The sequence below is a fragment of the Paenibacillus sp. Cedars genome, from assembly GCF_003184205.1.
GTDB classification, from domain to species: Bacteria; Bacillota; Bacilli; order Paenibacillales; family Paenibacillaceae; genus Paenibacillus_AQ; species Paenibacillus_AQ glucanolyticus.
This window is the reverse complement of the sequence record NZ_CP020866.1, coordinates 5,483,248-5,507,886: the sequence shown is the minus strand read 5'-3', so window position 1 is coordinate 5,507,886 and position 24,639 is coordinate 5,483,248. Positions and strand designations below refer to the sequence as shown.

The following is a 24,639-nucleotide window of genomic DNA, read 5'->3' as shown; positions in this document are numbered from 1 at the left end:
GCCATAGGAGGCTGACATGCAGGGTACATCAGGATTAAATAGCAGACACCCCTTCAATCTATACTATAACGCCGGTGAGTATATGAAAATCTGCGGAACCCAGGATGGCTATTTCCCGGATTTCGGACACCATGTCGCTAACGAGATGGGCGGTGTATGGCTTCACCCGATCAAGCTGCTGGACGGCTTCTGGCTGAGAATCACGGATATCGACCGCAACATTTCGGTTTGGTCCCGCTCGGACAGCTTCATGAGTGAGCCTTGGGGCAGCCGGTTCCAATACGATCATGGCCTTGGCCATATTCCGGTCCGGCTGGAGCGTGTTCAGTTCGCCCCTGAGCTGGAAAAAGGAATGGTGGCCGATTACCAGCTGCTGTCCTATGGAAAAGGAACCACGCGGCTGAAGCTGGAGCTGCTGGCTCGTACCGATCTTCGTCCCGTTTGGTTCTCCGATGAAATCGGCATTATAGACGGCGAACAGGATGAAGTCATCCTGTCTTCCGAACGAACCGTTGCGGTGAAGGACAGCGCCCATGACTGGTATGTCCAGATCGGTACGGATTTACCGGGGACCGAGGTAGAGACGGGAGCCTCCGTGTACGGGCCGGAGTTTACGGCCGGAAACGGGACGGGTGTCGTCTTCCGGAGCGGAGTGATCGAGCTTCAGGAGAAGGAGACACTGCAATTCCGTTTGTTTGTTGCCGGCTCCTACGAATCTCAGGAGGAGAGTGCAGCGGTATATAACAAGCTTGTCTCTTCGCATGAGGAGCTTCTTCAGGAGAAGAAGGCACTGTATGAAGTAGTGGAGAACCGCGCGAAGCTGGAAATCGCCGGTGAGGATCTGCTGAATGAAGCCTTTAAATGGGCCAAGTGGAACAATCAGTGGCTGGTGCAGAAGGTGGATGGAATTGGACGCGGCTTAACTGCCGGGGGACCTACCTATCCGTGGTGGTTTGGATGCGACAATACGTACTCCCTTCAAGGCGTGCTTGCTATCGGGGATGCACAGCTGGCGAAGGATACGCTGAATCTTCTGCTGCAAAAATCGGAGGAAGCCAACGGCAACGGCAGAATCGTGCATGAGATCACGACCATGGGCGCCGTATCGAACCCGGGGAATACCCAGGAGACGGCTCATTATATCGCTTTTGTATGGGAGCTGTTCCGCTGGACGGGAGATGAAGAGCTGCTGCAGCGCCATTACCGCTATTGCGTGAAGGGTATCGATTGGCTTCTGCAAGAAATGGATCCGGACGGGGACCTGTTCCCTTCGGGTTATGGCATCATTGAGATTGCAGGCCTTAACATGGAACTGATCGACAGTGCGGTGTATACCGCGCAGGCTCTGCAGGCCATGGTGGACATGAGCAGGTATCTGGGCGAGGAAGAGAACGCGAAGAAGTATAATGAGCTTGCAGACCGGGCAGTACGCGCCATTAACGAAGTGTACTGGTGCGAGTCGGAAGGTTTGTACGCAGATGCGGTTGCTTCGAGAAGCGATATAGAACCGAAGGTCGATTATATGGTTTCCCTGGCGGAGAAGGAAGGGATTCAGGGATATCGCGAGTACCTGGAGAAGATGTTAACGGAAGCCAAAGATGCGAAGGCTGACCGTGGATGGCTGCTTAACAAGAACTGGGTCATCGTGACGCCGATGGAGACCCGAATCGCCGATCCGGAGAAGGCCGAGCGGGCGCTTGAAACTATGCGTTCCGACATCTTCATTGGAGAGTACGGCACCTATCTTGCAGGGATCTATAAGCAAGGCACCATGACGATCTCGACGGGTGTTCATGCGGTAGCGGAAGCGGCCAACGGCCATCCGGACGAGGCGCTGGCACTGCTGCGCAGAATGCTGGGGTCCTTCTCGAAAGTGCTCCCGGGCTCTTTTTCCGAGATGTCCCCGGATTACGGCTGCGTGGTACAGGCATGGACGCTGTATGCCCTCACGGTTCCGGTTATCCGCCACTTCTTCGGCGTGACGCCAAGTGCGCATGCGAAGACGGTCCATATCAAGCCTCAGCTTCCAACCTCGTGGTCGGATCGTGAGTGCAGCTTGAGCAATCTCAAGATAGGTGAAGCCGAGCTGGATATCTCTATTGCACCGCAGCAAGCGGGAGCTGGACGGATCGTGACCGTTCGCAATCCTCAGGGCTGGAACATTGTCGTTGAGCTGGACGGTCAACGCCTTGAGAGCACAGAAACATTTATCAACTGGGCAGTGGAAGCAGCAGAGGTTCAGGCGTAAGTGACCATAGAATGTCCGTCCATGGGCGGTTTTGCCCGGATGGATGCAGATACACATTATAGAAGGGATCCCTTATACCGTGTAAAACGGATGAGGGATCTTTTTCGTTCCCCTCAAATGAAAAGTCCTCTCCGAAATCTGTGATAACTCGTTATTTCCAACTACAGAACTTATAGAGGCGATTCAAAGACTAACAGACATGGTTCGGGACAACACTCAGATTCGGGGTTTGTGTGGGACGGGATGAACCGGCTGGGTGAGGGAGGGATTGACTAGGAACTGGAATTCACTCATTGCTGGCAACGAGCGGCATGATGCTGACTAAAGCGGGTGCCGTACTGGAAATATGACGTGGAAAATAAATAAAAGAGCAATATAATCAGTGTTCTTTTATTGCATTTATTTCCTTATTAACCAAATCGAGGTGGATGTCATATGACAATATTGATGACAACGCACACTATTGGTGTCACCGGACCTTGCATTATATTTAGGAGACATAAGGCGCCTAGCTTTGGATACGAAACATGATTTCAATCGATGGATAACAAGTAAGGTCATAGCGAGTACATTGGGGTGATGTATGACTATTAATCTGAAAATAGAAGACGTTTGTATTCAGCTAGGAATTGACATCCATAAATTCAAACTGGAAGAAGCTCCTCAAGAGAAGAAGAAACCCGAAAGCACTTCCCCTGACCCTGAGTAATCTGCACGATGCGGCACGAATACTTGGTAAACACCTTACATCACGCCAAAAACGGATCAATGTCACATGACAATTTGATGACAGCACTCACTATTTGTCGAACGACCCTTCCATTATATTAAATGATATGTGTTCGGTACAGCGATGAAAAACATCATTAATACATAGAAAGAGGTGTTTGTTTCGGAAGATGGGGGAACTAATGGAAGGTATGCCTGGCAGTAATATGCAAGGCCATGAAAACAGACCTTCTGACAGGAGGTCTGTTTTCACCATTCGTTTTGTCCATTACGGGATGAATCTTTTGATTTCATAGTGCAGGGAAGTGCTGCATCTGATATAGAGCAGCAAGTCGATCAGCATGCTCTACTTGGAGAACAAGCTGTCACGAAGCGTATTTACACCACAGCGGCTGGATGTACTGAAGCTGCTGGGCTCGCAATGCGCCATCTCGATTGCTAATGCTAAGTTATATACCGGAATCCAATATTTGAAGGAGAATCTGGAGCAGCAAGTGGAGGAGAGAACGCGAAGCCTGGAGCGCTCGATGCGGGAAACATCCGCTGCATTGGCAGAGGCCTCTGTCTATGAGGAGCGGAATCGCATTGCTCAAGAAATTCATGATATTGTTGGGCACACGCTTACGTCGACGATTCTGCAGATTGAAGCCGGAAAGAGGCTGCTCTATAAGGACATGCAGGGCGGTGTTCAGCGGCTGAATGAGGCACAGGATCTGGTTCGGCACAGCCTGAATGAAATACGGGGCTCCGTGCACATGTTGAAGGAGGACAAGTATGCAGACCTTGCCAACATGCTCCACGAGCTGATCCGGGACACGGAGCGAAATACGGGCGTCATCATTCATGCGGCTATCCACGATCTGCCCGAGTGGCTATCCACGGCTTACAAGAAGACGATCTATCATGCGCTGCAGGAGGGCTTGACTAACGGAATCCGTCATGGGGGAAGCAAGGAATTTCATTTTAGCATGATGCCTGTGGGAGATAGGCTGGAGTTCAGGCTTCAGGATTATGGCATTGGAGCTCGCATGATTGTGATGGGTTTTGGACTGAAAGCGATGAGAGAACGTGTTGAACAACTGGGAGGCAGCTTGTCGGTCGATTCCAGACCTGGACAGGGTTGTATGCTGCGGATTGATTTGCCTTACCAAATGCAATGGATTGGGGAAAAGGAATGGAAAAAATCACGATTGTAGTTGCTGATGACCAGCTGTTAACACGGGAAGGCCTTCGGACGATTCTGGATCTGGAAGATGACATGGAGGTGGTCGGTGCAGCCAAGAACGGAGAAGAAGCTTGCGAAATGGTGGAGACACTCCGTCCCAGGCTCGTGCTGCTCGATATTCAAATGCCCGTCATGGACGGCATTCAAGCCCTGAAGCACATTAAGCAGAGCCATCCGGATATTTATATTCTCATTCTGACTACGTTTATTGAGACGGATTACATTGTAGAAGGAATGGCGCATGGAGCGAACGGTTATATGTTGAAGGATATGGATGCAGATAAAATGATTGCCTCGATCCGTGATACGGTCGCGGGCCAATTTATCCTTCCTGCTCCGGTTGCAGCCAAATTGGCGGCAAGGATGAGCAAAATGACGGAGGGCCATCCTGTGATGCGGAGAAACCGGCTGGATCGAATCCGATTGACCGAAAGGGAAGAGGGATTGGCAAGACTGATGGTCCAGGGGCTGAACAACCGGGAAATCGCAGATATGCTGCACATCGCCGAAGGTACTGCCCGTAATTATATTAGTAATCTCTACAGCAAATTGGAAGTGGTGGATCGGGCACAGGCGATCGTCCGGCTGCAAGCGATGCTGTAATAATCGAGTGGTGATGAATAATGGTAAATGGTAGCCCGATGGACTTTCAATTTGAGAGTGTGTCGGGTTTTTTTGGCGATAGTTTCTTTACTTCATCCTGGAAATGTTAGTAAGTTATCATTCAATATGAAAATTAATTTTATAATAAATTTAGATTGGTCTGAGCGCTTGTCATTATTTCTCGGGAAATAGCGATTGCTGGCGGAATGTCCGAAATATATAGTAGTTTCAGCAGCTTAAAAAGGAGAAACACACGCTTAGCGTATTGGAGCTAAAAGCCTGGTTTGCTAGTCTTTGTCATGGGTCTGATGAAATGCAAGCCGCAGGGAGCCTAGGCTCCCTGCGGCTTTGGTGATATTCATCCACTATGTACATTGCTATTGATCCACTTCAATCTCGCTCAACTGAAGGGCTCTTGTATGCTTTGTTGGATTCCAGTTGACGTTCTTCATGGTGATGAGTGACCAAAGAAATAGCGGTACATAAGTCAGATTGAAGAAGTACAGGTACACATAGCTTCGGAAAATGCCGACTTTATTCTTGGAATCGAGGAACTGAGCGTATCCTACGTAAATGAATTGGAACAACAAGCATATCACCCATACTTGCCAAGGAATCAAATGATGAGCATCTAATAAGTCGGTAGCCATAGATATGAACACAAGCAGACTTGTGGTTGCACTTAATACAATTTTTCCAGGATTAATCAGGTACATCAAACCATCAAAGGCTTTAAAGTCCAGTCTGGTGACGAATCGCCACATTAATCTGTGAGCGTATTTGAAGCAGACATCCCAGTGCCCTCTTGCCCAACGGAGACGTTGAATGCAGGAGGATCTGAAACTCTCCGGCTTCTCATCGTACACGCGTGCAAAATGACACCACCTAGCGGGTACGCCTTCAAGCAAGCACTGCATCGTAAACTCAAGATCCTCCGTTAAGGAACGAGCAGTCCAGCCGATCGTTTGGAATAGGGTCGTATCTACGCAGAACCCCGTTCCGCCGATGGCATTTCCTAAGCCTAACCGGGACTTGGCAAGCTGCCAGGAGCGGTTCATGAAAATGTAGCTTACGGAGTAGCCTATGGTCACCCAGTTGTCATTCGGATTCTTGGAATCCAGGTAACATTGTATTAATTTATCCCCGTTCAACAAGTGGTTATTCATTTCCCTTAAATAGTTTAACGAAACGAGGTTGTCAGCATCAAAGAAAGCGATACCGTCAAACTCATGGATTAACCGATCTCCATACTGCTCAATCGCATATTTGATTCCATATGGTTTTCCCTTTTGCTCTCCTGGCAGGTATGTATGTTCAATAACGGTTGCACCGAGTTTTCTAGCGATTTCACTTGTTCTATCCTTGCATCCATCAGCAATAACACACACTTCATAGAGATCCCTCGGGTAATCCATGTTGTGAAGATTCTCTACCAGGTGTCCAATTACCGCTTCTTCGTTGTGCGCTGGAACCAAAAGAAGGAATCGTTTCTCAGGCTCATGTTCTTTCAGTCTCTTCGGTTTGCCAAAGCCAAAGAGACTGATAAGCATCCAATAGGCCCAGAAGAACAGCAGGAGGTACTGAATTAAGGTTAATCCAACACCAAATACATACTCAAAATTCATGATTTGCTCCACCTTTTTTTTACTGGAATTTTCTGATACCCATCAAGTTGATATCGATAATGTCGTTTTCAGAACACTCTCAATTCGTAAACCTGGGGCAAGGGAATAAAAAAGGCAACCTCGTTCGCCCGCAAGAGGCTAAGAGATTGCCTTGTGGTCAACCTATTCAAACTTGATAAGACCCGTTGTATGGAGCAGCACCAGAAGTACAAGCACTGGCGCAATATAACGGAGCATGAACAGCCATACCCGGAACCAGCCAGCCTTCAGACCAGCGGCATCGGCAGCCCTCTTCCAGAAATAACCCGCGAAGATCGTCGTAATTAGTCCCCCGACAGGAAGCAGGATATTAGCTGTGATGAAATTCAGCCAATCAAAGAAGCTTTTGCCGCCTATATTGGTTAGTCCTGGCAAGATGCCGAATGATAGCGCGGAGGGAAGACCAACCAGCATAACCAACGCACCGATGATCATGACGGATTTGGTCCGTCCCCAACCCCAGCGGTCCATGACGTAAGAGGTAGGCACCTCCAGCAGGGATACAGAGGAGGTCAGTGCGGCAATAGCTAGAAGGACAAAGAATAACCCTCCGAAAAAAGCACCCAATGGCATGGCCGAGAAGGCAGCCGGCAGTGCAATAAAGACAAGCGAAGGTCCGGAATCCGGCTCGATACCGAAGGAAGCGGTAGTCGGGAAAATAATGAGACCCGCAATAAACGCATAGATCAGGTCACCTGCACCGATGGCAAGGGTTGCCGGACCTAGCGATTGCCGCTTATCCACGTAAGCTCCATACGTCAGTAGAATTCCCATACCCAGCGATAGCGAGAAGAAGGCATGTCCTAACGCGACCAGTGCCGCTTCCGGACTCAGCTTCGAGAAGTCAGGATTCAGGAAGAAGGATACGCCTTCCCCGGCTCCCGGCAAGGTCACCGCCCGAATCATCAACACAACCAGCAGAATGATCAGGCCTGGGATCAGCACCTTGTTGAATTTCTCAATGCCTCCGGAGATGCCTTTTGCCACGACCCATGCTGTGATTGCAATAGCAACCACCTGCCATACAATCGGCATGTAGCCCTCCGTAAATGTGCTGAACTGACCACCGAAGTCCGTATTGTTGTACAGGCTGCCGCTAAAGGACATCACTGCGTAATGAAGCGTCCAGCCAGCCACGATAACGTAGAAAGTCAGAATGAGAAACGGAGCAATAACCTGGAGCAGTCCCAGACGCCCGAAAGCTTTGGGACCGCCGGCTTTCACGAAGGAAGTGGCTGCACTTCCCCGTCCGGCTCGTCCGATGGCGAGCTCTGCCAGCAGAACAGGCAAACCAACGACGATGAGACAGATGATGAAGAGCAGGAAGAAAGCTGCCCCGCCATTTTCGCCCGTAATATAGGGGAACTTCCACATGTTACCGAGACCGACAGAGCTCCCGATCGCGGCCAGAATAAAACCAGCTGAAGAAAAACGGTCGTTTTTCCCCGTTGCCGGGATGTTTTGCGTAGACTTCATAGACGGTCCCCCAGTAGTTTAGAGTTAAGTTCTTCTATTATATTGCAAGTTCATCAGAAAGGAATAAGTAATTTTTCCTAAGGGATAAAGGACCTGTTTGTTAGTATGCTGCGAAAACCAAGTTTTCACTACTAACATTAACCACGAATGGCAAATGAATAAACCCGAAATATAAAGTTTGAGCCAGCACAGCGCTGTGGATCAAGGAATCGGGCGACTATGAAGTGGGAGTGGGAAAGGGGGAAAGTATTGACAAATTCCTTAAAATATTATATCTTTATATTAAGATAAAATACGAAATGAATTCAACGGAAAAGAGGCGATATTCATGATTCAAAGCTTAACCCGGATTAATCAATTGGCCCAAAAACAGCGGGAAGGCACACTCACGTCAGCGGAAAAAGACGAGCAACAGGTCCTGCGCCAAGAATATTTGCTTGAAATTCGCGGACAAGTACTCAGCACCTTCTCGGGATTAAGCATCGTGGATCCCGCCGGAAACGATGTAACGCCCGAGAAGCTTCGTGATAAGCAGAAGCAGTTAAAAGATAATTGAACTGCGGCAGCTGGTTTTTTGAAAGAAGGACTACTGGCTGTGAGTTATCAATCCGAAGTGTTATTGCGTACTTTTAGCCCCTTAAAGACTTTTATATCCTAAGATAACAGCTCCCGCAGGTTCACTGAACTTGCGGGAGTTTTTGGTGTGGCTCCGATATAATACATACAGTATGGGTGTAACCTTTTGAAAGCCCCGGACATCTAATCATTGAAATCATCCAACATAAATCTGGTTAACGAAGATGCTCTGAAGGGAGGTTATGCTTTGGAATTGGAGCAAGATTCAGAGATTAAACTCGCCAAGAATGGAAATCATGAGGCATTTATTAATCTGATTAAACCGTTAGAATTGCAAATGTACAGCATAGCGAAGGCCATTCTCCGACACGATGAGGATTGTGCAGATGCCATGCAGGAAGCCATATTGAAAGCTTATAAATCGCTCCCGAGTTTAAGGCAACCGTCCTTCTTCAAAACATGGCTGTTTCGCATCCTGATCAATGAATGCAACACCATCATCCGAAGAAGAAGCAGCATGATTCCCTTGTTAAACCTGGATGAAGCCCAATATGATACACCGAACCCGGAGGTTAGGATCGATCTGCGCGAAGCCGTGTACAGACTGGAGGAGGTGTCTCGCACCATCATTATCCTGCATTATTTTCGGGATTTACCTTTACGACAAATTGCGGAAATGCTCGATTTGAACGAAGGTGCTGTTAAGACGCGTCTCCACCGGGCTCGGGTTACATTATCAGAATGGCTTACCAATCATAAAGAAGGGGAGGTTAACGTATGAACCATGACCTTAATCACGAACTTGAACAGGCGAAGGATGAAGCAGGGGAAGTTCAGCAGTTGCCGGATACGATCCGTATGCGTTTAGACCATACTTATCGGATTATAGAGAATAGTCCTCCTGTTCGAAAAAAGCGATATTGGACTGGTTTGTTGGTGGCTGTGGCGGTGTCGGGGTTACTGATTATCGGATCGGGTTTCATCTCCCCGGTCATGGCCGAAGCTCTAAAAAACATACCGGTTTTAGGTAGCATTTTTCTGAATGACGGGGATGAAGGGTTAAAAACAGCTAGCCGACAGGGCATGATAACGGAAGTTCAACAGAGTGTTGCCCATGATGGGATTACGATAAGCATATCAGAATTGATGTATGACGGAAGTCGTATTTCAATGGTATTGACCCGGCAGACCATCGATGGCAAGAATGAATCGTTTGGTCAATTAGGCAGTAAGGCCAGTCAGCGCGGGGACGTGAATGGGGTCCAATTTTACGTGGATGGGGAGGAACTGGGGAATTACGGTTACAGCATTACAGGAGTAGGGGATGGCGCGCCGAATTCGGATATCGTGACCTTGTCGCCAGAGGGACTGCCCGACGAGTTCACATTAGAGGTCGTTATTCGAGACATCAGCGTATCGGAGCCGTTTAGATTCAGCATTCCGGTCAAAAATAGCGCTGCGGATCGTGCGGTCCTTAAATCGGAGGAGCCTAAAATACATGACAATATCCATATGGAGATCAGGAGCTTTAAAATTACCCCTGCCACAATGCAAATGATAGTTAGCATCACGGGTAAGCCAGGCCAGGATCTTAAGGAGTTCATTGAATCTGTTCCTGATCAATATAAAGTGGAAGATTTCATACATATTGATTATGAGGTGATGAACGAGAAGGGGGAAATAGCCAAATCCCTTGGTGCCATGGGCAGCGGCTCCGGCAGCCATCTTACATTCACGTTCATGTACGAACCGTTCCCAACCAAACCGAAATCCATCACGGTCAGACCTTATGTGTATAGTTCAGAGCATAAAAAAACATATATACCTGAACTGGAATTCAACCTGCCTGTTGAAGAATAAACATGTCTAATACGGAGTTAAAATGCACGGGAAAAAGAGCGAGTCAGGAGGGGAATGCCCCACTAACTCGCTCTTCTTCATGATCAGCATACGCCTAATCATCCAAACCGCTCGGTTTTATACCATTTGGACTCTCTGCCCGTGATCTTGTCCCTCATCATGGAGACAAAGGCTTTGATGGATATAACCAGAAACAGCTGGGCGTAGGTGAAATACGATACGCAGGATAGAATGAAGTTGCGTGTGTTGCTCTGACCAATGTCCGTGGCGAGCGCCAGGTTGATCTGGAGGACGTAGATATAATACATTAACGCCCATGCAATGATCAGGTACATGTACACGTCCCCCTCAAACCGGAAGGGAGAGACCACAGCCGGGTTAAACAGCGCGATGATCTGGTACACGATGTTTGCGACGAAGATGATATCCGAGATGATGATGGCAATCATGAACCAGAAGTAGCTGGCCGCGTAATACAGCACGTGCAGCTTGATCCGCCAGCTTGTCCGGTCAAACAGGTGATGAATATTATCGGTAACCACGCTGTAGTTTCCTTTGGCCCAGCGTTCGCGCTGCTTCATGTAGACCTTCAGATCCTCGGGCTCCTGCTGATAAGCCTCAGCTTGCGGAGCCAGCGCAATCAGCTGTCCTCGTGTCAGAATCTCGAACGATATAGCGGTATCCTCTGTAATCGCATGTTCGTCCCATCCGCCGATTTCCCGGATCAGCCCAGTCTTCACGATAAAGTTCGTGCCTGGAATGGTACCCAGCTTAAAAAGCTGCCATAGACCGGTATGGTGCACGCGCTGAATGGTAACCAGCTCCAGATTGATGCAGCGGGACAGAAAATTCTGTCCGCGATTTCGGGCTTTGTTGCGTCCGAAGACCGCACCATAGCGTTCAGGCTCCTCCATCGCCTTCTGCGTCAGGAACAGCAGCGCATTCTTCTCAGGCGCGGCATCCGCATCATAGACACAGATCCATTCGCCTGTGGCCTGCTTGAGCGCATCGTTCAAGGCCCCCGACTTGCCGCCGGTTCCGGTTCTCTCCAAGATGATAAAGTTGCGGTCCCGGTAGCGCTCATTGGCTTTTAATGCGCGTAAGCGCTCGGCCGTATGATCTTTGCAATTGTCGGCAATGACAATCAGCTGCATTTTGTGATGAGGGTAATTCATCTGCAGAATGTGCTCGACCGTTGCTTGGATGACCAGCTCCTCGTTATGCGCGGGCACCATAACCGTTACAGTTGGGAAATCCTCCAGATTGCTGGGGTTGACCAGCTTCTGACGGCTTTGTTTATGGATGAACAGAATCGCGCCGGCCATAATAATGATGGATTCCAGAACGGCAACCCATATACTGATGATCGAGATGACCAGCAAAAAGTCAGTCACTGAACCTCCCCCGATCGTACTTTCGTTTGATTTTTGACCGGAAGCTTAAGGTCGCCACCGTAAGAAGAAGGATGGAAATGAAGAAAACAATACTGACCCCGATGCATAGAGGGATAAACCAGCTGGTGTACGCCATCGGATCGTAGGCCTCCTTATAATCATGTTGTACACGGGTTAAATATACTCCCCGATCAGGTCGGTTTCCGTATTTCGTTCTAATGCGGAGATAATGTCATCGATGTTTTCGTACCTGCTGAATTGTTCCTTCTGGAATACGAGGCCACCGGCGCGAACCACCAGCTTAAGCGACATTCCTTTTTTATCGCGGAAGGGCACGTTCATCATGGCGATTTTGATGCGTTCCATCAAGCTTTTGAGGTACTCTGGCTTGGTGAGGGGGCACAGGATGATAAAACGCCCTTCACCAATGGAGAATTTATAGTCCTCGTAGCGAATCTGCTTCTGAATGGTGCGGGATAACTCCATAATTAGTTTGGCAAAGCGGTGTGAGCCGACAGATTCCCTGGTTAAGGGGAGAAAATCGAGTTTGAACATCACGATGCAAAATCCGTATTGATCCGAATACCGATTGGCCAAATTGGCTTGTTTCATTAGTGTGTCCTCGAATGCATCTTTACTTCCCAGGGAAGTGTCAATATCGATATCCGGGTTGGTTTTTCTTAATTGCTCCAGACGTTTAATAAACCTCCGGCTTCGGACAAGGGCCAGCTTGATGAGGATCGCAACAGCGGTATTGGCGGGCAGGAGCAGAATCCAGGACAGCGTGAGTGCATTGACGGGTGCCAAGGTGGATAGCCATACAAAATAAGTGACAAGAAACATAAAGACCGTAACCGTCGAAACCCCTACCGGAAGAAAAAAACCGATCAACAGGGCGGCAAGGGTGCCAATGCTGAACATGAATTCCGTGAAAGTAAACGTTTGGTTTACGTAAATGTTCCAGTAAATCATCAGTTGCTGGACCATGGCAAGAGCAATCAGCAGGAAATATCCGAGTTCAACGCGGCGTAAGGGGGTGGAGTTTTTCATATCTAACCTACTTTCTAAGCTCATAAACCTGTACGCTGTGATGAGTCATCACATATGTTATTTAAAAATTACCCAAATGTCGATAGATTTATCGATGGTTGTCACAATGTACATATTGGATAATGGTCTCTTGCCTCCACTGACCTTGAAACTCTCTGACAAACTGGCCCCTATCATGGATCAGGGAATACGGATAGAGTAGGGTTTAAGTATTCGTATACTATATAGAAAAGGTGACGCTGTATGCAAAAAGAGGGGACTGACTGCGAAATTATTCGCAGATCATCTCGAGTTCACTCGATCGCGGCGGATAATTACAGATAAGGTTTGCATCCACATGTGAGCCAAACTACTCCGATGAAGAACGTCAAGATGTCACAGATCGTGGCGTTCATCTGTCATGTTAGTATTGGTGTTCATGCCATAATATACAGAGTGAGAAGGTGTGCCTTATGTTATTGGATCAGATCTATGCGCAGTACAAGCCGATGATGTTTGGCCTTGCTTACCGGATGCTGGGAAATGCAGCGGATGCGGAGGACATCGTGCAGGATGTTTTTTCACATTTTATGGGGCTGGACCGGGGAGATATTGTGAACGAGAAGGCCTATTTGGCAAAAATGACAACCAACCGCTGTATCAATCTGCTGAAATCCTCCAGACGGCAGCGCGAAACGTATACAGGTCCCTGGCTGCCGGAGCCGATGCCTGACTATGATATGCTGACACGCGCCGATCCTGCGGAACGCCGCGAGAATATTGGGTATGCGTACCTTGTGCTGCTTCAGCGATTAACGCCGCTGGAGCGAGCCATTTATATCGCCAAGGAAACGTTGGGCCTCGAATATGAGGTCATAGCGGAAATGCTGGGAAAGACGGAGGTAAGCTGCCGCAAGACCTTCAGCCGGGCGCGGCAGAAGATGGGGCCTGCCCGCGAGGATCCAGCCGGCGCTGGACCCCGGACAGAAATGCAGGAACGCTTCGTTGAAGCGTTCCTGCGAGCGTCCGATATGGGCCAATTTAAGCCGCTGCTTTCATTGCTGAAAGAAGAGGTTACCCTGCTCTCGGATGGAGGCGGCAAGACTCGGGCAGCCCTCAATCCGATATTGGGTGTGAAACGGGTATGTGCTTTTTTCGAAGGATTGTACGCCAAGGGCTCATTCCGGGAGGGGTTTGAACCCGTTTCCGTCAACGGAGAGCCCGGTTTGCTGCTGAGACGGAATGGCAGGGTTTCCATGGTGCTTACAGTCGATTGGGAGCCCGACCTATCCCGGATCCGCCAGATTTTTCTGGTGGTCAATCCCGACAAATTGCGGCTTTTTAATCAAAACAGCCCGGGAACAGGCCCGTAGCAACGCCGATCCGGTTCCAGGCATTAATCGTTGTGATCGCCATAATTAAATCGACGTATTGCTTCTCGTCAAAATGCTTCCGCACACGTTCGTACACCTCGGCGGGAACCCCTGCCTCAGACAGCTTGGTCACATATTCCGTCAATTCGATGACCGCACGCTCCGCTTCGGAGTAAATCGGAACCTCTCGCCACATCGGCAGCAGAAGCAGCCGATCCACGCTCTCACCCATGGCCAGCAGATCCTTGGAATGCATATCTGCACAGAAGGAGCAGCCGTTGATCTGGGATGCGCGGAGTTTAATGATCTCGTACAGTTTGTGATCCAGCCCGTTCTTTTGCACGGCTTGTTCAAGGGCTAGCAGCGTCTTGAAGGCATCGGGATTGGCCGTTCGGTAATTCATTCGCAGTTCCATGTTCAGTTCCCCTTTACGGTATAAATTTGATGTTCAACCATATGACAGTTCACCGGGCAGGATTGTGACGTGGATTATAAGAAAAAAAAGAAACCCCTTTGGAGTCGAGAACGAGCCCCCGTGGGTAAAGCACTTCTTCACAGAAGCGCCTTCCGTTGCGGGGCACGGCTCAAGTCCATCTAAGCGAGTTTCTTTGTCTTGTTATTTTCTCATCGATAACGTGTGCTATATAGGTTATTGCCCAGCCTTAAGTGGAACGCGCAGCGCGTCGTTTCGATTGTGGGTTGTGTAGTTCGAAATGTAAATATCGAGCTCAGTCTGATCGAAATTCTCATACACGTCCATATGTTTATTGTTCTCATTGCCAAGCATACCGATCATGGCCGGCATCCCATAGCTCCGGTCTTTACCATCCAAATAATAGGTTTGATTGATACCGCCAAACGCCGGATCGGAGCTCAAGGATTCCACATAGAGATGATTCTCCTTCATGTAGTAGGTCCATGTGATCGGATACCCCGCGATAGTGGTGGTCAAGCTTTGATGTTCCGCTGAGATGCCGGTCAGTTTGATCGGATTCTTGTCGCCGGCAAATTCGTCGACACGGTGCTTGGCGATCAAGGACACAGGTTGTTTAGTAAGAGAGGCTGCATCCAGTCCGGTCATTTCAAACCGCAGCTCCGTTTGGTTGGATGAACCGGACTTATACCATATACCTCCGTTGAGCAGTGTCCCGCCAACATCCAGCTGATAATCCATATAAGGAACGCGGGTATACTTCTCTTTGTGGGTCAGGATCAATCGCACTTGCGTTGGCGTGACAATCATTTCATGAATCTTCGTTCCGCCAGGCACCTGATCCAGCGGGATATTCAGAGTCTCCTTAAATGATCCGTTTTCTAATTGTTTTTTGGACAGGGCCAAATTCAAGCTCCATGTGCCTTCAGCGGTTCCTAGCGTGCGGTCGTAAGCCAGCTGGAACTGGACACCCTGAGCACGTATGGAGTTCGACTTGAATATTTGTTGACTCAAGTATTCTCCAGAAGCACCAGGTGTCCCGAAGACAGGGGTCTCGGCTTCCTTAATAGGCTCGTTCTTGTCATTAAGGGCTTGAATCCGCACCCAGCTTCGGTGCCTCATCTCAGGATCCGTGAACGTAATGGCTGATTTCAGGAGCATATTTCCACCGGATTGATCGAAAGACTGCAGGGTCATACTGCCAATACCGTCCTTCTGAACCTGGAACTCCTGCGTATTGGGGTTGTTCGGGTCGAAGCTGATGGAATGCATCCCGTCACCCGTAAAGCGGATATTATCCAGTGAAAATTCAACGTCAGCCGTCTTCCCATCCGCAACCCAATCGGTCTCAAAATAACCCTGGAATACACCAAGCTCCTCATTCCACTGGTGGGAATAATTACCTTCAATGGGGTTGCCCATGTGATCCTTCATCCCGATATGATCAAACCCTGCTTGCACTCCCATCCGTGATGATCCGGGGTCCAGACTGTAGAGCAGGAAAGTCCGGTTGTCATCGATAAACGCCGTGTGCACGGTTAAGGTTACGCCATCCTTCGTAACGGATTGCTCAATCGTCTGACCAAGGCCCTGCTCCAGGGCGTTTGTGATACCTGCTCGATAGGAGAGCAGGCTGGACCAATCGTAGGACAGGGCTGCATATACCGGCGTAGCCATCAATGCAACGGATATCCCTGCCACGATGGCGATTTGCTTTCGCTTTCGAGGGCGAAGTGCAGCCGCATCACGGGCTGCGACCCGCAGCTCATCCTGTTGAATACTGCTCCACATCCGGTCAAAATCCGGGTAGGGCGTGGTCTTCTCTGCTTTCATTTGTTCTTTCAGATTGTTCTCAATGCGTTCCATATTGTTTCTCTCCCTTCAACCAAATGCTGTGATTTTGTTCGAGTTTTTTACGCATGATTTTCAGTGCTTTGTGAAGCCTTGATTTAACTGTTCCTACAGGAATCTTCAGGGTTTCGGCGATTTCCGTCATCGACAGCTCGCCGATGTAGCGGAGCGTAATGACGGCCATCAGCTTGTCCGGAAGCTGATTCAGCAGTTTCTCCCATTCGGCTGTTGCCGCTTTTTCCAATACGATGGTGTCTACGGATTTAACCGATGCGGTGGTCTGCTCGTGAAGCCATTGAACCTGGCTTTGTTTTTCCCGCTGTGTCTGATTCCTTCTAAGTAAATTCAGGCAGTGGTTCATCGTGATACGCATGATCCAGGCGCGTGTATGCTCAACGTTTCTCCATTCCTGACGAAATACGGTGACAAACACGTCGTGGCAGAGATCTTCCGCATCCTGTGCGTTCCGCAGCATGTAGTAGCAGGTGCGGTACACGTCCTTGTTATAAGCATCGAATAACTCGCGTTCCGTCAATCCAAGGCACTCCTTTCTTCGCGTTATGTTATATAAACAAATGACCGTTGCAAAGGGTTCATATTTTTTGAATTGCTTCTATGGATACAGAATTATTTCATTCTAACAAAAAAGAACACCTGCCCCCTTATAAAAAAGAGGATCAGATGTTCTTTAGATATCAGCCGATAACTATGTCATGTTAGCAGGACTGGTTATATGCATGCTGGGTGAATTACCGCTACCATTTTTTACAGTCTATGTTATACGGAACCAACTGATCTGTACCTCGCCGGTGAAGGCAAGAAATACGTTGTGCCTTCCCGCTAATCCTGTCAGAGGAGCCTTGACGGTTGTCCAGGCTTGGCGTCCTCCGGTAGGAGGGACCCTGCAGCTCCCGGCCTCGGGACCGTCGGGGCTGCCTGTTCTTACGATGACTTCGCCGCCCTTGATGTGTCCGCTCACCCTGGCCTCAAATGCGGTGAAGGCTTCATCGAAGCTCACGTCATGGAAAGCGATCCATCCCGAATCACCAGCCATACGTATGCTTTCGCCGCCTTCACGGCATTCGTCTATGAAGACATTTTGATAGTCATCATAATTCACGGCTCGAACGGGCTCCAGCAGGGAACGTGGTGGAATGGTTTCACCTGCGATTTGAAGAACGGCCGTCTCAGCTACTTGACCGGAGGACGGTCCGACCATGAGGGTGTAGCTGCCGCTCTCCACACAGTAGCGATCACGGGTGACATCCCAGAAGGCCAGGTCCCCCCGCTTTAAGCTCAAAGCTTACCGTTTCCGAAGCGTTTGGCTGGAGGTGAATGCGGCGGAAGCCTTTCAGGGTTTTGAGAGGTCGGATGACACGAGAGGAATCAGCCTTTACGTACAGCTGAACGACCTCATCGCCGGGCAGATGACCTTCATTCTTCACAACCAGCGTGACGGTCACTTGGCCATCGGCCCGGATGTTCGATTGGCTTAACGCCAGGCCGCTATAGCTGAAGTGGGAGTAGCTGAGACCGTGACCGAACGGGTACAACACATTCCCCTCGAAATATTGATAGGTCCGTTTTCCTTTGATGATGTCGTAATCCATTATATCCGGAAGCTGCTCGCTGGATTGGTACCACGTCATATTCAAGCGTCCACCCGGATTGTAATCCCCGTACAGCACGTCGGCGACCGCATACCCCAGCTCCTGACCGGCATGGGACGTAAAGACGATGGACGGCACATGCTCCTGCTCCCAGTTCACGGCAAACGGGTACCCGCCGACGATGACGACTACCGTATTCGGATTGGCTGCATGCACCGCCCGAATTAAAGCTTGCTGATTTACTTCCCAGGACTTCATGATGGCAGTACCGCCAGGCTGAGTTTCGAAGCGGAATGCTTCTGTCAGACGACCTTCTTGAACGATAAAACGATTAAACTCAAAATGGTTAACATCTGTCTTTGCATCTATAATTGCATTCATCTCTTGCAGAGCTGTTGCCACTGCTGCTGTTACCGCTGAAGCGTAAGCTGTTTCACAAGCAATTTTATAAACCATCACTCAATGCCCAAAACAATCTCCTTGTTCACTTTGTTAAGGATTGATTAAAGAGCCTGTAAAAGTTATTCCGCCTACTGCCGTACCGGTTCCCACTAACATTACAGCAATTAATGAATACGTGACATTTCCAGTCCCTGGTGTTGTATCTACGTGGTTAACGTTTGTTGTTGCAAACGCACTATTGGCTGCAGCATGGGCATTCGTACTGAAGATAACAGTTGCTCCTCGAAGAATCTGTAACTGAATAGAAGAGGTTCCTGCAGTCGCCTCCCAACCAACTATTCCTGTTAACCATACCCTGCTCCCTGCAGGAATGGACGTAACGGTAATTGTTTTAAGCGTTGTCGGTGCTGCAGTTAGCAAAATTGCAGAGCTCCCAGAGGTGTTAGGAGTATTCACGGATACTTGAAATTGCTGGAATACTCCTGTAGCTCCCGTTGCACCTGTGGCTCCGGTTACGCCAGTCGCCCCGGTAACGCCCGTGGCGCCGGTTGTGCCCGTAGCTCCGGTAACGCCAGTCGCTCCCGTTGCACCAGTGACCCCGGTAACGCCCGTGGCTCCGGTAACGCCCGTGGCCCCGGTAACGCCCGTGGCCCCGGTAACGCCCGTGGCCCCGGTAACGCCAGTCGCTCCAGTAGCACCTGTGGCTCCCGATATGCCCGTAGCTCCCGTTACGCCCGTGGCTCCAGTAGCACCTGTGGCTCCGGCTACGCCCGTGGCTCCGGTTATGCCCGTGGCTCCGGTTATGCCCGTGGCTCCGGTTACGCCAGTGGCCCCGATTGTGCCCGTAGCCCCCGTTACGCCTGTAGCTCCCGTTGCACCAGTGACCCCGGTAACGCCCGTGGCTCCCGTAACGCCCGTGGCTCCGGTAACGCCAGTCGCTCCCGTTGCACCAGTGGCTCCCGATATGCCCGTAGCTCCCGTAACGCCCGTGGCTCCAGTAGCACCTGTGGCTCCCGTTACGCCTGTAGCTCCCGTTGCACCAGTGGCCCCGATTGTGCCCGTAGCTCCCGTTGCACCAGTGACCCCGGTAACTCCGGTAACGCCCGTGGCCCCGGTAACGCCAGTCGCTCCAGTAGCACCTGTGGCTCCCGATATGCCCGTAGCTCCCGTTACGCCCGTGGCTCCAGTAGCACCTGTGGCTCCGGCTACGCCCGTGGCTCCAGTTGCACCAGTGGCGCCGGTTGTGCCCGTGGCTCCGGTTATGCCCGTGGCGCCGGTTGCGCCAGTGGCTCCGGCTACGCCCGTGGCTCCGGTTATGCCCGTGGCTCCGGTTATGCCCGTGGCGCCGGTTGTGCCCGTGGCGCCGGTTGTGCCCGTAGCTCCGGTTATGCCCGTGGCGCCGGTTGTGCCCGTAGCTCCGGTTATGCCCGTGGCGCCGGTTGTGCCCGTAGCTCCAGTTACGCCAGTCACTCCAGTTGCACCAGTGACCCCGGTAACGCCCGTGGCGCCGGTTGCACCTGTGACTCCGGTTACGCCCGTGGCTCCAGTTACGCCAGTAGCCCCGGTAACGCCAGTCGCTCCAGTAGCACCTGTGGCTCCGGCTACGCCCGTGGCTCCCGTTACGCCAGTAGCTCCAGTGACGCCAGTAGCTCCAGTGACGCCAGTCACTCCCGTTGCACCTGTGGCTCCCGTTACGCCTGTAGCTCCCGATGCACCAGTGACCCCGGTAACGCCCGTGGCTCCCGTAACGCCCGTGGCTCCGGTAACGCCCGTGGCTCCCGTAACGCCCGTGGCTCCGGTAACGCCAGTCACTCCGGTAACGCCAGTGGCTCCCGTTACGCCAGTAGCCCCGGTTACGCCCGTGGCTCCTGTTACGCCAGTCGCTCCCGTTGCACCTGTGGCTCCCGAGATGCCAGTAGCTCCCGTAACACCCGTGGCTCCAGTAGCACCTGTGGCTCCGGTAACGCCAGTCGCTCCCGTTGCACCTGTGGCTCCCGTTACGCCTGTGGCTCCCGTTACGCCTGTAGCTCCCGTTGCACCAGTGACCCCGGTAACGCCCGTGGCTCCCATAACGCCCGTGGTGCCGGTTATGCCCGTGGCTCCAGTTGCACCCGTGGCTCCGGTAACGCCCGTGGCTCCGGTAACGCCAGTCACTCCGGTAACGCCCGTAGCTCCCGTAACGCCCGTGGTTCCAGTAGCACCTGTGGCTCCTGTAACGCCCGTGGCTCCGGTTGTGCCCGTAGCTCCCGTAACGCCCGTGGCGCCGGTAACGCCAGTCGCTCCAGTTGCACCAGTGGCTCCCGATATGCCCGTGGCTCCTGTTACGCCAGTCACTCCGGTAACGCCCGTGGCTCCAGTTACGCCAGTAGCCCCGGTAACGCCCGTGGCTCCCGTTACGCCAGTGACTCCAGTTGCACCAGTGGCTCCGGTAACGCCCGTGGCTCCCGTTGCACCAGTGGCTCCGGTAACGCCCGTGGCGCCGGTTGTGCCCGTAGCTCCCGTTACGCCCGTGGCGCCGGTTGCACCTGTGACTCCGGTAACGCCAGTCGCTCCCGTTGCACCAGTGGCTCCGGTAACGCCCGTGGCCCCGATTGTGCCCGTAGCCCCGGTTGCGCCCGTGGCGCCGGTTATGCCCGTGGCTCCGGTTGTGCCCGTAGCTCCGGTAACGCCCGTGGCTCCGGTTATGCCCGTGGCCCCGGTTACGCCAGTCGCTCCAGTTGCACCTGTGACTCCGGTAACGCCCGTGGCTCCCGTTACGCCCGTAGCTCCCGTTACGCCCGTGACTCCAGTTGCACCAGTGGCTCCGGTAACGCCAGTGGCTCCCGTTACGCCAGTGCCTCCCGTTGCACCAGTAGCCCCGGTAACGCCCGTGGCCCCGGTAACGCCCGTGGCTCCGGTAACGCCCGTGGCCCCGGTTACGCCAGTCGCTCCCGTTACGCCCGTGACTCCAGTTGCACCCGTGGCTCCGGTAACGCCAGTGGCTCCGGTTATGCCCGTGGCTCCGGTTATGCCCGTGGCTCCGGTTATGCCCGTGGCGCCGGTTGTGCCCGTAGCTCCGGTAACGCCCGTGGCTCCGGTAACGCCAGTAGCCCCGGTAACGCCCGTGGCCCCGGTAACGCCAGTCGCTCCAGTTGCACCTGTAGCTCCCGATATGCCCGTAGCTCCAGTTACGCCAGTCACTCCAGTTGCACCTGTGACTCCGGTAACGCCCGTGGCTCCCGTTACGCCCGTAGCTCCCGTTACGCCCGTGACTCCGGTAACGCCCGTGGCTCCGGTAACGCCCGTGGCTCCCGTAACGCCCGTGGCTCCGGATGTGCCCGTAGCTCCCGTTACGCCAGTGGCTCCAGTAGCACCTGTGGCCCCGGCTACGCCAGTCGCTCCAGTTGCACCTGTGGCTCCCGATATGCCCGTAGCTCCAGTTACGCCAGTCACTCCAGTTGCACCTGTGACTCCGGTAACGCCCGTGGCTCCCGTAACGCCCGTAGCTCCCGTAACGCCAGTAGCCCCGGTAACGCCCGTGACTCCGGTAACGCCCGTGGCTCCCGTTACGCCCGTAGCTCCCGTTACGCCCGTGGCGCCGGTTGCACCTGTGACTCCGGTAACGCCAGTCGCTCCCGTTGCACCAGTGGCTCCGGTAACGCCCGTGGCCCCGATTGTGCCCGTAGCCCCGGTTGCGCCCGTGGCGCCGGTTATGCCCGTGGCTCCGGTTGTACCCGTGGCGCCGGTTGTGCCCGTAGCTCCGGTAACGCCCGTGGCTCCGGTTATGCCCGTGGCCCCGGTTACGCCAGTCACTCCAGTTGCACCTGTGACTCCGGTAACGCCCGTGGCTCCCGTAACGCCCGTAGCTCCCGTTACGCCCGTGACTCCGGTAACGCCCGTGGCTCCGGTAACGCCCGTGGCTCCGGTAACGCCCGTGGCTCCCGTAACGCCCGTGGCTCCGGTAACGCCCGTGGCTCCGGATGTGCCCGTAGCTCCCGTTACGCCTGTGGCTCCAGTGGCACCTGTGGCCCCGGCTACGCCAGTCGCTCCAGTTGCACCTGTGGCTCCCGATATGCCCGTAGCTCCAGTTACGCCAGTCACTCCAGTTGCACCTGTGACTCCGGTAACGCCCGTGGCTCCGGTAACGCCCGTGGCCCCGGTAACGCCAGTCGCTCCAGTTGCACCTGTGGCTCCCGATATGCCCGTAGCTCCAGTTACGCCAGTCACTCCGGTTGCACCTGTGACTCCGGTAACGCCAGTCGCTCCCGTTGCACCAGTGACCCCGGTAACGCCCGTGGCGCCGGTAACGCCCGTGGCGCCGGTAACGCCCGTGGCTCCGGTAACGCCCGTGGCTCCCGTAACGCCAGTGGCGCCGGTAACGCCAGTCACTCCGGTAACGCCTGTGGCTCCAGTTACGCCAGTAGCCCCGGTTACGCCCGTAGCTCCTGTTACGCCAGTCGCTCCCGATATGCCCGTAGCTCCAGTTACGCCAGTCACTCCAGTAGCACCTGTGACTCCGGTAACGCCCGTGGCTCCAGTAGCACCTGTGGCTCCGGCTACGCCCGTGGCTCCGGTTATGCCCGTGGCGCCGGTTGTGCCCGTAGCTCCCGTTACGCCAGTCACTCCAGTTGCACCTGTGACTCCGGTAACGCCCGTGGCTCCGGTTGTGCCCGTAGCTCCCGTTACGCCCGTGGCTCCAGTAGCACCTGTGGCTCCGGCTACGCCCGTGGCTCCGGTTGAGCCCGTAGCTCCCGTAACGCCCGTGGCTCCGGTTGTACCTGTGACTCCGGTAACGCCCGTGGCTCCGGTTGAGCCCGTAGCTCCCGTTTCGCCCGTGGCCCCAATTGTGCCCGTAGCTCCCGTTGCACCTGTAGGCCCGGTTATACCCGTAGCTCCGGTAACGCCCGCGGCTCCGGTAACGCCAGTCGCGCCGGTTGCACCAGTAGCCCCGGTTATGCCCGTATCTCCTCTTGCTGCGAGTAGCATATAATCTGGAGACATTCCGGGTAAACCTTCGGGATCGGCAACATTCGTCAAATAAGTACTTCCATTAAAGGTAATCACCTGGTCCGCTGGATAACTATTACTTAATGCAGGATCAAATGGAATTACTCCATTGAGTCCGACACCTGCTTCTGCAATCAAGGAATAATCTGGCGATTCTGATGGTATCCCTATAGGTGAAGAAACGTTTGCAATATAGGTGCTTCCGTTATAAGTGACCACTTGTCCTTGGGAATACAGTCCACTTGTAGCAGGATCAAAGAGAACAATCCCGCTGAGTCCAATGCCTGTCGCACCTGTCGCACCTGTCGCACCTCTAGTACCTTGTGCCCCAGTTGAACCTATTCCCTCCTGCTGACCGCTTATACCTGTAGGTCCCGTTGCTCCGATGGCTCCAGGAAAACCGATTGGTCCTCTAATGTATTTTTTATTGCGAACAAGATTGCATTGTTTTCTTTTATTTGAAAACCTCCTTTTTCTTATTGCTTTATCCCTATTTCTTTTAAAAACTGCATGCCTTCGGTTTTGATACAACGCACGCTTCAAATTCCGAATCAACCTACGATTAAGTTTGATTTTTTTCTGAATCAGCCTGATATTCGACCGTGTGCGCCGGATTGCTTTGATTTTTTTCAGACTTTTCTCACCTCCACGCTTTTAACATCTTACTTGTAATATGTATGAGGTGACTCATCGACATTTGATAAATTCTATATTTGTACAACCTCATATTGAATAAAAAAGGGTGTGCAATTTTCTCCAGTGACGAATACGACGCTTGGCATCTTAGAGCAACAAATTCAGAACTTCCCCACGTATTATTGAGGCAGTTCATCTTTCTTAACACGGACTTATTTTAAATGAACCTGCAAAGGATCACATTGCCGAATTGAAAATAGATGGTATTAGGGGAATCTTAGATATAGAGGAGCAAGTTATTATATACACGGCATCAAAATGATGTGAGTTATCGATACCAGCAAATTACTCAAGCAGCCGCCAGAGCAACTGGTAAAGGAACGACTCTGGACAGAGAATTTGTGGCGTGTGATATAACTACCGGTAAACCAGACTTTGATGCAACGATGGCCAGATTTTTATCAAATCCTAAAAATGGATCGAACACCAGGACTAATCTATGTCGCTTTTAATATTCTGCAGCATAAGGGTAAGGGCAAGAACT

General features: G+C 52.0%; 17 protein-coding genes. 7 read left to right on the top strand and 10 right to left on the bottom strand.

Annotated elements, in window-relative coordinates; genetic code table 11:
* Positions 1–16 precede the first annotated feature (16 nt).
* The 3 genes from B9D94_RS26730 to B9D94_RS26720 all read left to right on the top strand — a co-directional run bounded on the left by B9D94_RS26730 (position 17) and on the right by B9D94_RS26720 (position 4,805).
* On the top strand, positions 17–2,248 hold the full coding sequence (locus tag B9D94_RS26730) for an alpha-L-rhamnosidase-related protein (RefSeq protein WP_148248407.1): 2,232 nt from the start codon (positions 17–19) through the stop codon (positions 2,246–2,248).
* A gap of 1,070 nt (positions 2,249–3,318) precedes the next feature.
* Positions 3,319–4,173, top strand: a complete 855-nt coding sequence (locus B9D94_RS26725; RefSeq protein WP_253806058.1) for a sensor histidine kinase — start codon at positions 3,319–3,321, stop codon at positions 4,171–4,173.
* Positions 4,152–4,805 carry a response regulator gene (locus tag B9D94_RS26720; RefSeq protein WP_063478371.1) on the top strand — a complete coding sequence of 218 codons (654 nt, stop codon included), beginning with the start codon at positions 4,152–4,154 and terminating at the stop codon, positions 4,803–4,805. The genes B9D94_RS26725 and B9D94_RS26720 overlap by 22 nt, the downstream gene beginning before the upstream one ends.
* A gap of 377 nt (positions 4,806–5,182) precedes the next feature.
* On the opposite strand, the gene B9D94_RS26715 is transcribed toward B9D94_RS26720, so the two are convergent.
* Together B9D94_RS26715 and B9D94_RS26710 are read right to left on the bottom strand one after the other, a co-directional pair.
* Positions 5,183–6,430, bottom strand: coding sequence for a glycosyltransferase family 2 protein (locus B9D94_RS26715; protein WP_006207745.1), 1,248 nt, complete (start codon positions 6,428–6,430; stop codon positions 5,183–5,185).
* Between the two features lie 162 nt (positions 6,431–6,592).
* The gene (locus B9D94_RS26710) at positions 6,593–7,945 is read right to left on the bottom strand and encodes a sodium-dependent transporter (RefSeq protein ID WP_148248406.1); all 1,353 of its coding nucleotides are present in this window, start codon (positions 7,943–7,945) and stop codon (positions 6,593–6,595) included.
* Positions 7,946–8,273: 328 nt separating this feature from the next.
* Between B9D94_RS26710 and B9D94_RS26705 the strand changes: the two genes are divergently transcribed.
* The 3 genes from B9D94_RS26705 to B9D94_RS26695 all read left to right on the top strand — a co-directional run bounded on the left by B9D94_RS26705 (position 8,274) and on the right by B9D94_RS26695 (position 10,381).
* Positions 8,274–8,501 carry a DUF896 domain-containing protein gene (locus tag B9D94_RS26705; protein WP_006207747.1) on the top strand — a complete coding sequence of 76 codons (228 nt, stop codon included), beginning with the start codon at positions 8,274–8,276 and terminating at the stop codon, positions 8,499–8,501.
* Between the two features lie 267 nt (positions 8,502–8,768).
* Positions 8,769–9,302, top strand: coding sequence for a sigma-70 family RNA polymerase sigma factor (locus B9D94_RS26700; protein WP_083676908.1), 534 nt, complete (start codon positions 8,769–8,771; stop codon positions 9,300–9,302).
* Complete coding sequence (locus B9D94_RS26695) at positions 9,299–10,381, top strand: DUF4179 domain-containing protein (protein WP_148248405.1); 1,083 nt, start codon at positions 9,299–9,301, stop codon at positions 10,379–10,381. The genes B9D94_RS26700 and B9D94_RS26695 overlap by 4 nt, the downstream gene beginning before the upstream one ends.
* Before the next feature lie 98 nt (positions 10,382–10,479).
* Here the strand turns inward: B9D94_RS26695 and B9D94_RS26690 are convergent, their stop codons facing one another.
* Positions 10,480–11,775: a glycosyltransferase family 2 protein gene (locus B9D94_RS26690; RefSeq protein WP_006207750.1), complete on the bottom strand. Its 1,296-nt coding sequence runs from the start codon at positions 11,773–11,775 to the stop codon at positions 10,480–10,482.
* A 174-nt stretch (positions 11,776–11,949) separates the two neighbouring features.
* Positions 11,950–12,825: a GGDEF domain-containing protein gene (locus B9D94_RS26685; RefSeq protein WP_148248404.1), complete on the bottom strand. Its 876-nt coding sequence runs from the start codon at positions 12,823–12,825 to the stop codon at positions 11,950–11,952.
* Between the two features lie 452 nt (positions 12,826–13,277).
* Between B9D94_RS26685 and B9D94_RS26680 the strand changes: the two genes are divergently transcribed.
* Complete coding sequence (locus B9D94_RS26680) at positions 13,278–14,177, top strand: sigma-70 family RNA polymerase sigma factor (RefSeq protein ID WP_036636483.1); 900 nt, start codon at positions 13,278–13,280, stop codon at positions 14,175–14,177.
* On the opposite strand, the gene B9D94_RS26675 is transcribed toward B9D94_RS26680, so the two are convergent.
* The 6 genes from B9D94_RS26675 to B9D94_RS26655 form a co-directional block, all read right to left on the bottom strand.
* Positions 14,146–14,592, bottom strand: coding sequence for a carboxymuconolactone decarboxylase family protein (locus B9D94_RS26675; RefSeq protein WP_006207754.1), 447 nt, complete (start codon positions 14,590–14,592; stop codon positions 14,146–14,148). The genes B9D94_RS26680 and B9D94_RS26675 overlap by 32 nt on opposite strands.
* A 234-nt stretch (positions 14,593–14,826) precedes the next feature.
* A complete protein-coding gene (locus B9D94_RS26670; protein ID WP_148248403.1) occupies positions 14,827–16,476 on the bottom strand; it encodes a DUF4179 domain-containing protein in 1,650 nt (549 codons plus the stop codon).
* Positions 16,463–16,996: an RNA polymerase sigma factor gene (locus B9D94_RS26665; RefSeq protein ID WP_036636487.1), complete on the bottom strand. Its 534-nt coding sequence runs from the start codon at positions 16,994–16,996 to the stop codon at positions 16,463–16,465. Before B9D94_RS26665 ends, B9D94_RS26670 begins: the two co-directional genes overlap by 14 nt.
* Positions 16,997–17,233: 237 nt before the next feature.
* Positions 17,234–17,761, bottom strand: a complete 528-nt coding sequence (locus B9D94_RS31695) for a carbohydrate-binding protein (RefSeq protein ID WP_231887979.1) — start codon at positions 17,759–17,761, stop codon at positions 17,234–17,236.
* Complete coding sequence (locus B9D94_RS31690; RefSeq protein WP_234972767.1) at positions 17,715–18,527, bottom strand: glycoside hydrolase family 3 C-terminal domain-containing protein; 813 nt, start codon at positions 18,525–18,527, stop codon at positions 17,715–17,717. Before B9D94_RS31690 ends, B9D94_RS31695 begins: the two co-directional genes overlap by 47 nt.
* A gap of 36 nt (positions 18,528–18,563) precedes the next feature.
* Positions 18,564–23,453 (bottom strand): hypothetical protein, encoded by a 4,890-nt coding sequence (locus B9D94_RS26655; protein WP_253806197.1) that lies wholly within the window; start codon positions 23,451–23,453, stop codon positions 18,564–18,566.
* Positions 23,454–24,639 lie beyond the last annotated feature (1,186 nt).

What these genes read in the sequence shown, in the direction of transcription:
- B9D94_RS26715 (WP_006207745.1), bottom strand. Translation starts at nt 6,430, where the DNA reads ATGAATTTTGAGTATGTATTTGGTGTTGGATTAACCTTAATTCAGTAC.
- B9D94_RS26705 (WP_006207747.1), top strand. Translation starts at nt 8,274, where the DNA reads ATGATTCAAAGCTTAACCCGGATTAATCAATTGGCCCAAAAACAGCGG.
- B9D94_RS26720 (WP_063478371.1), top strand. Translation starts at nt 4,152, where the DNA reads ATGGAAAAAATCACGATTGTAGTTGCTGATGACCAGCTGTTAACACGG.
- B9D94_RS26655 (WP_253806197.1), bottom strand. Translation starts at nt 23,453, where the DNA reads ATGTCTCCAGATTATATGCTACTCGCAGCAAGAGGAGATACGGGCATA.
- B9D94_RS26680 (WP_036636483.1), top strand. Translation starts at nt 13,278, where the DNA reads ATGTTATTGGATCAGATCTATGCGCAGTACAAGCCGATGATGTTTGGC.
- B9D94_RS26670 (WP_148248403.1), bottom strand. Translation starts at nt 16,476, where the DNA reads ATGGAACGCATTGAGAACAATCTGAAAGAACAAATGAAAGCAGAGAAG.
- B9D94_RS26710 (WP_148248406.1), bottom strand. Translation starts at nt 7,945, where the DNA reads ATGAAGTCTACGCAAAACATCCCGGCAACGGGGAAAAACGACCGTTTT.
- B9D94_RS31690 (WP_234972767.1), bottom strand. Translation starts at nt 18,527, where the DNA reads ATGGTTTATAAAATTGCTTGTGAAACAGCTTACGCTTCAGCGGTAACA.
- B9D94_RS26725 (WP_253806058.1), top strand. Translation starts at nt 3,319, where the DNA reads ATGCTCTACTTGGAGAACAAGCTGTCACGAAGCGTATTTACACCACAG.
- B9D94_RS26695 (WP_148248405.1), top strand. Translation starts at nt 9,299, where the DNA reads ATGAACCATGACCTTAATCACGAACTTGAACAGGCGAAGGATGAAGCA.
- B9D94_RS26685 (WP_148248404.1), bottom strand. Translation starts at nt 12,825, where the DNA reads ATGAAAAACTCCACCCCCTTACGCCGCGTTGAACTCGGATATTTCCTG.
- B9D94_RS26675 (WP_006207754.1), bottom strand. Translation starts at nt 14,592, where the DNA reads ATGGAACTGCGAATGAATTACCGAACGGCCAATCCCGATGCCTTCAAG.
- B9D94_RS26730 (WP_148248407.1), top strand. Translation starts at nt 17, where the DNA reads ATGCAGGGTACATCAGGATTAAATAGCAGACACCCCTTCAATCTATAC.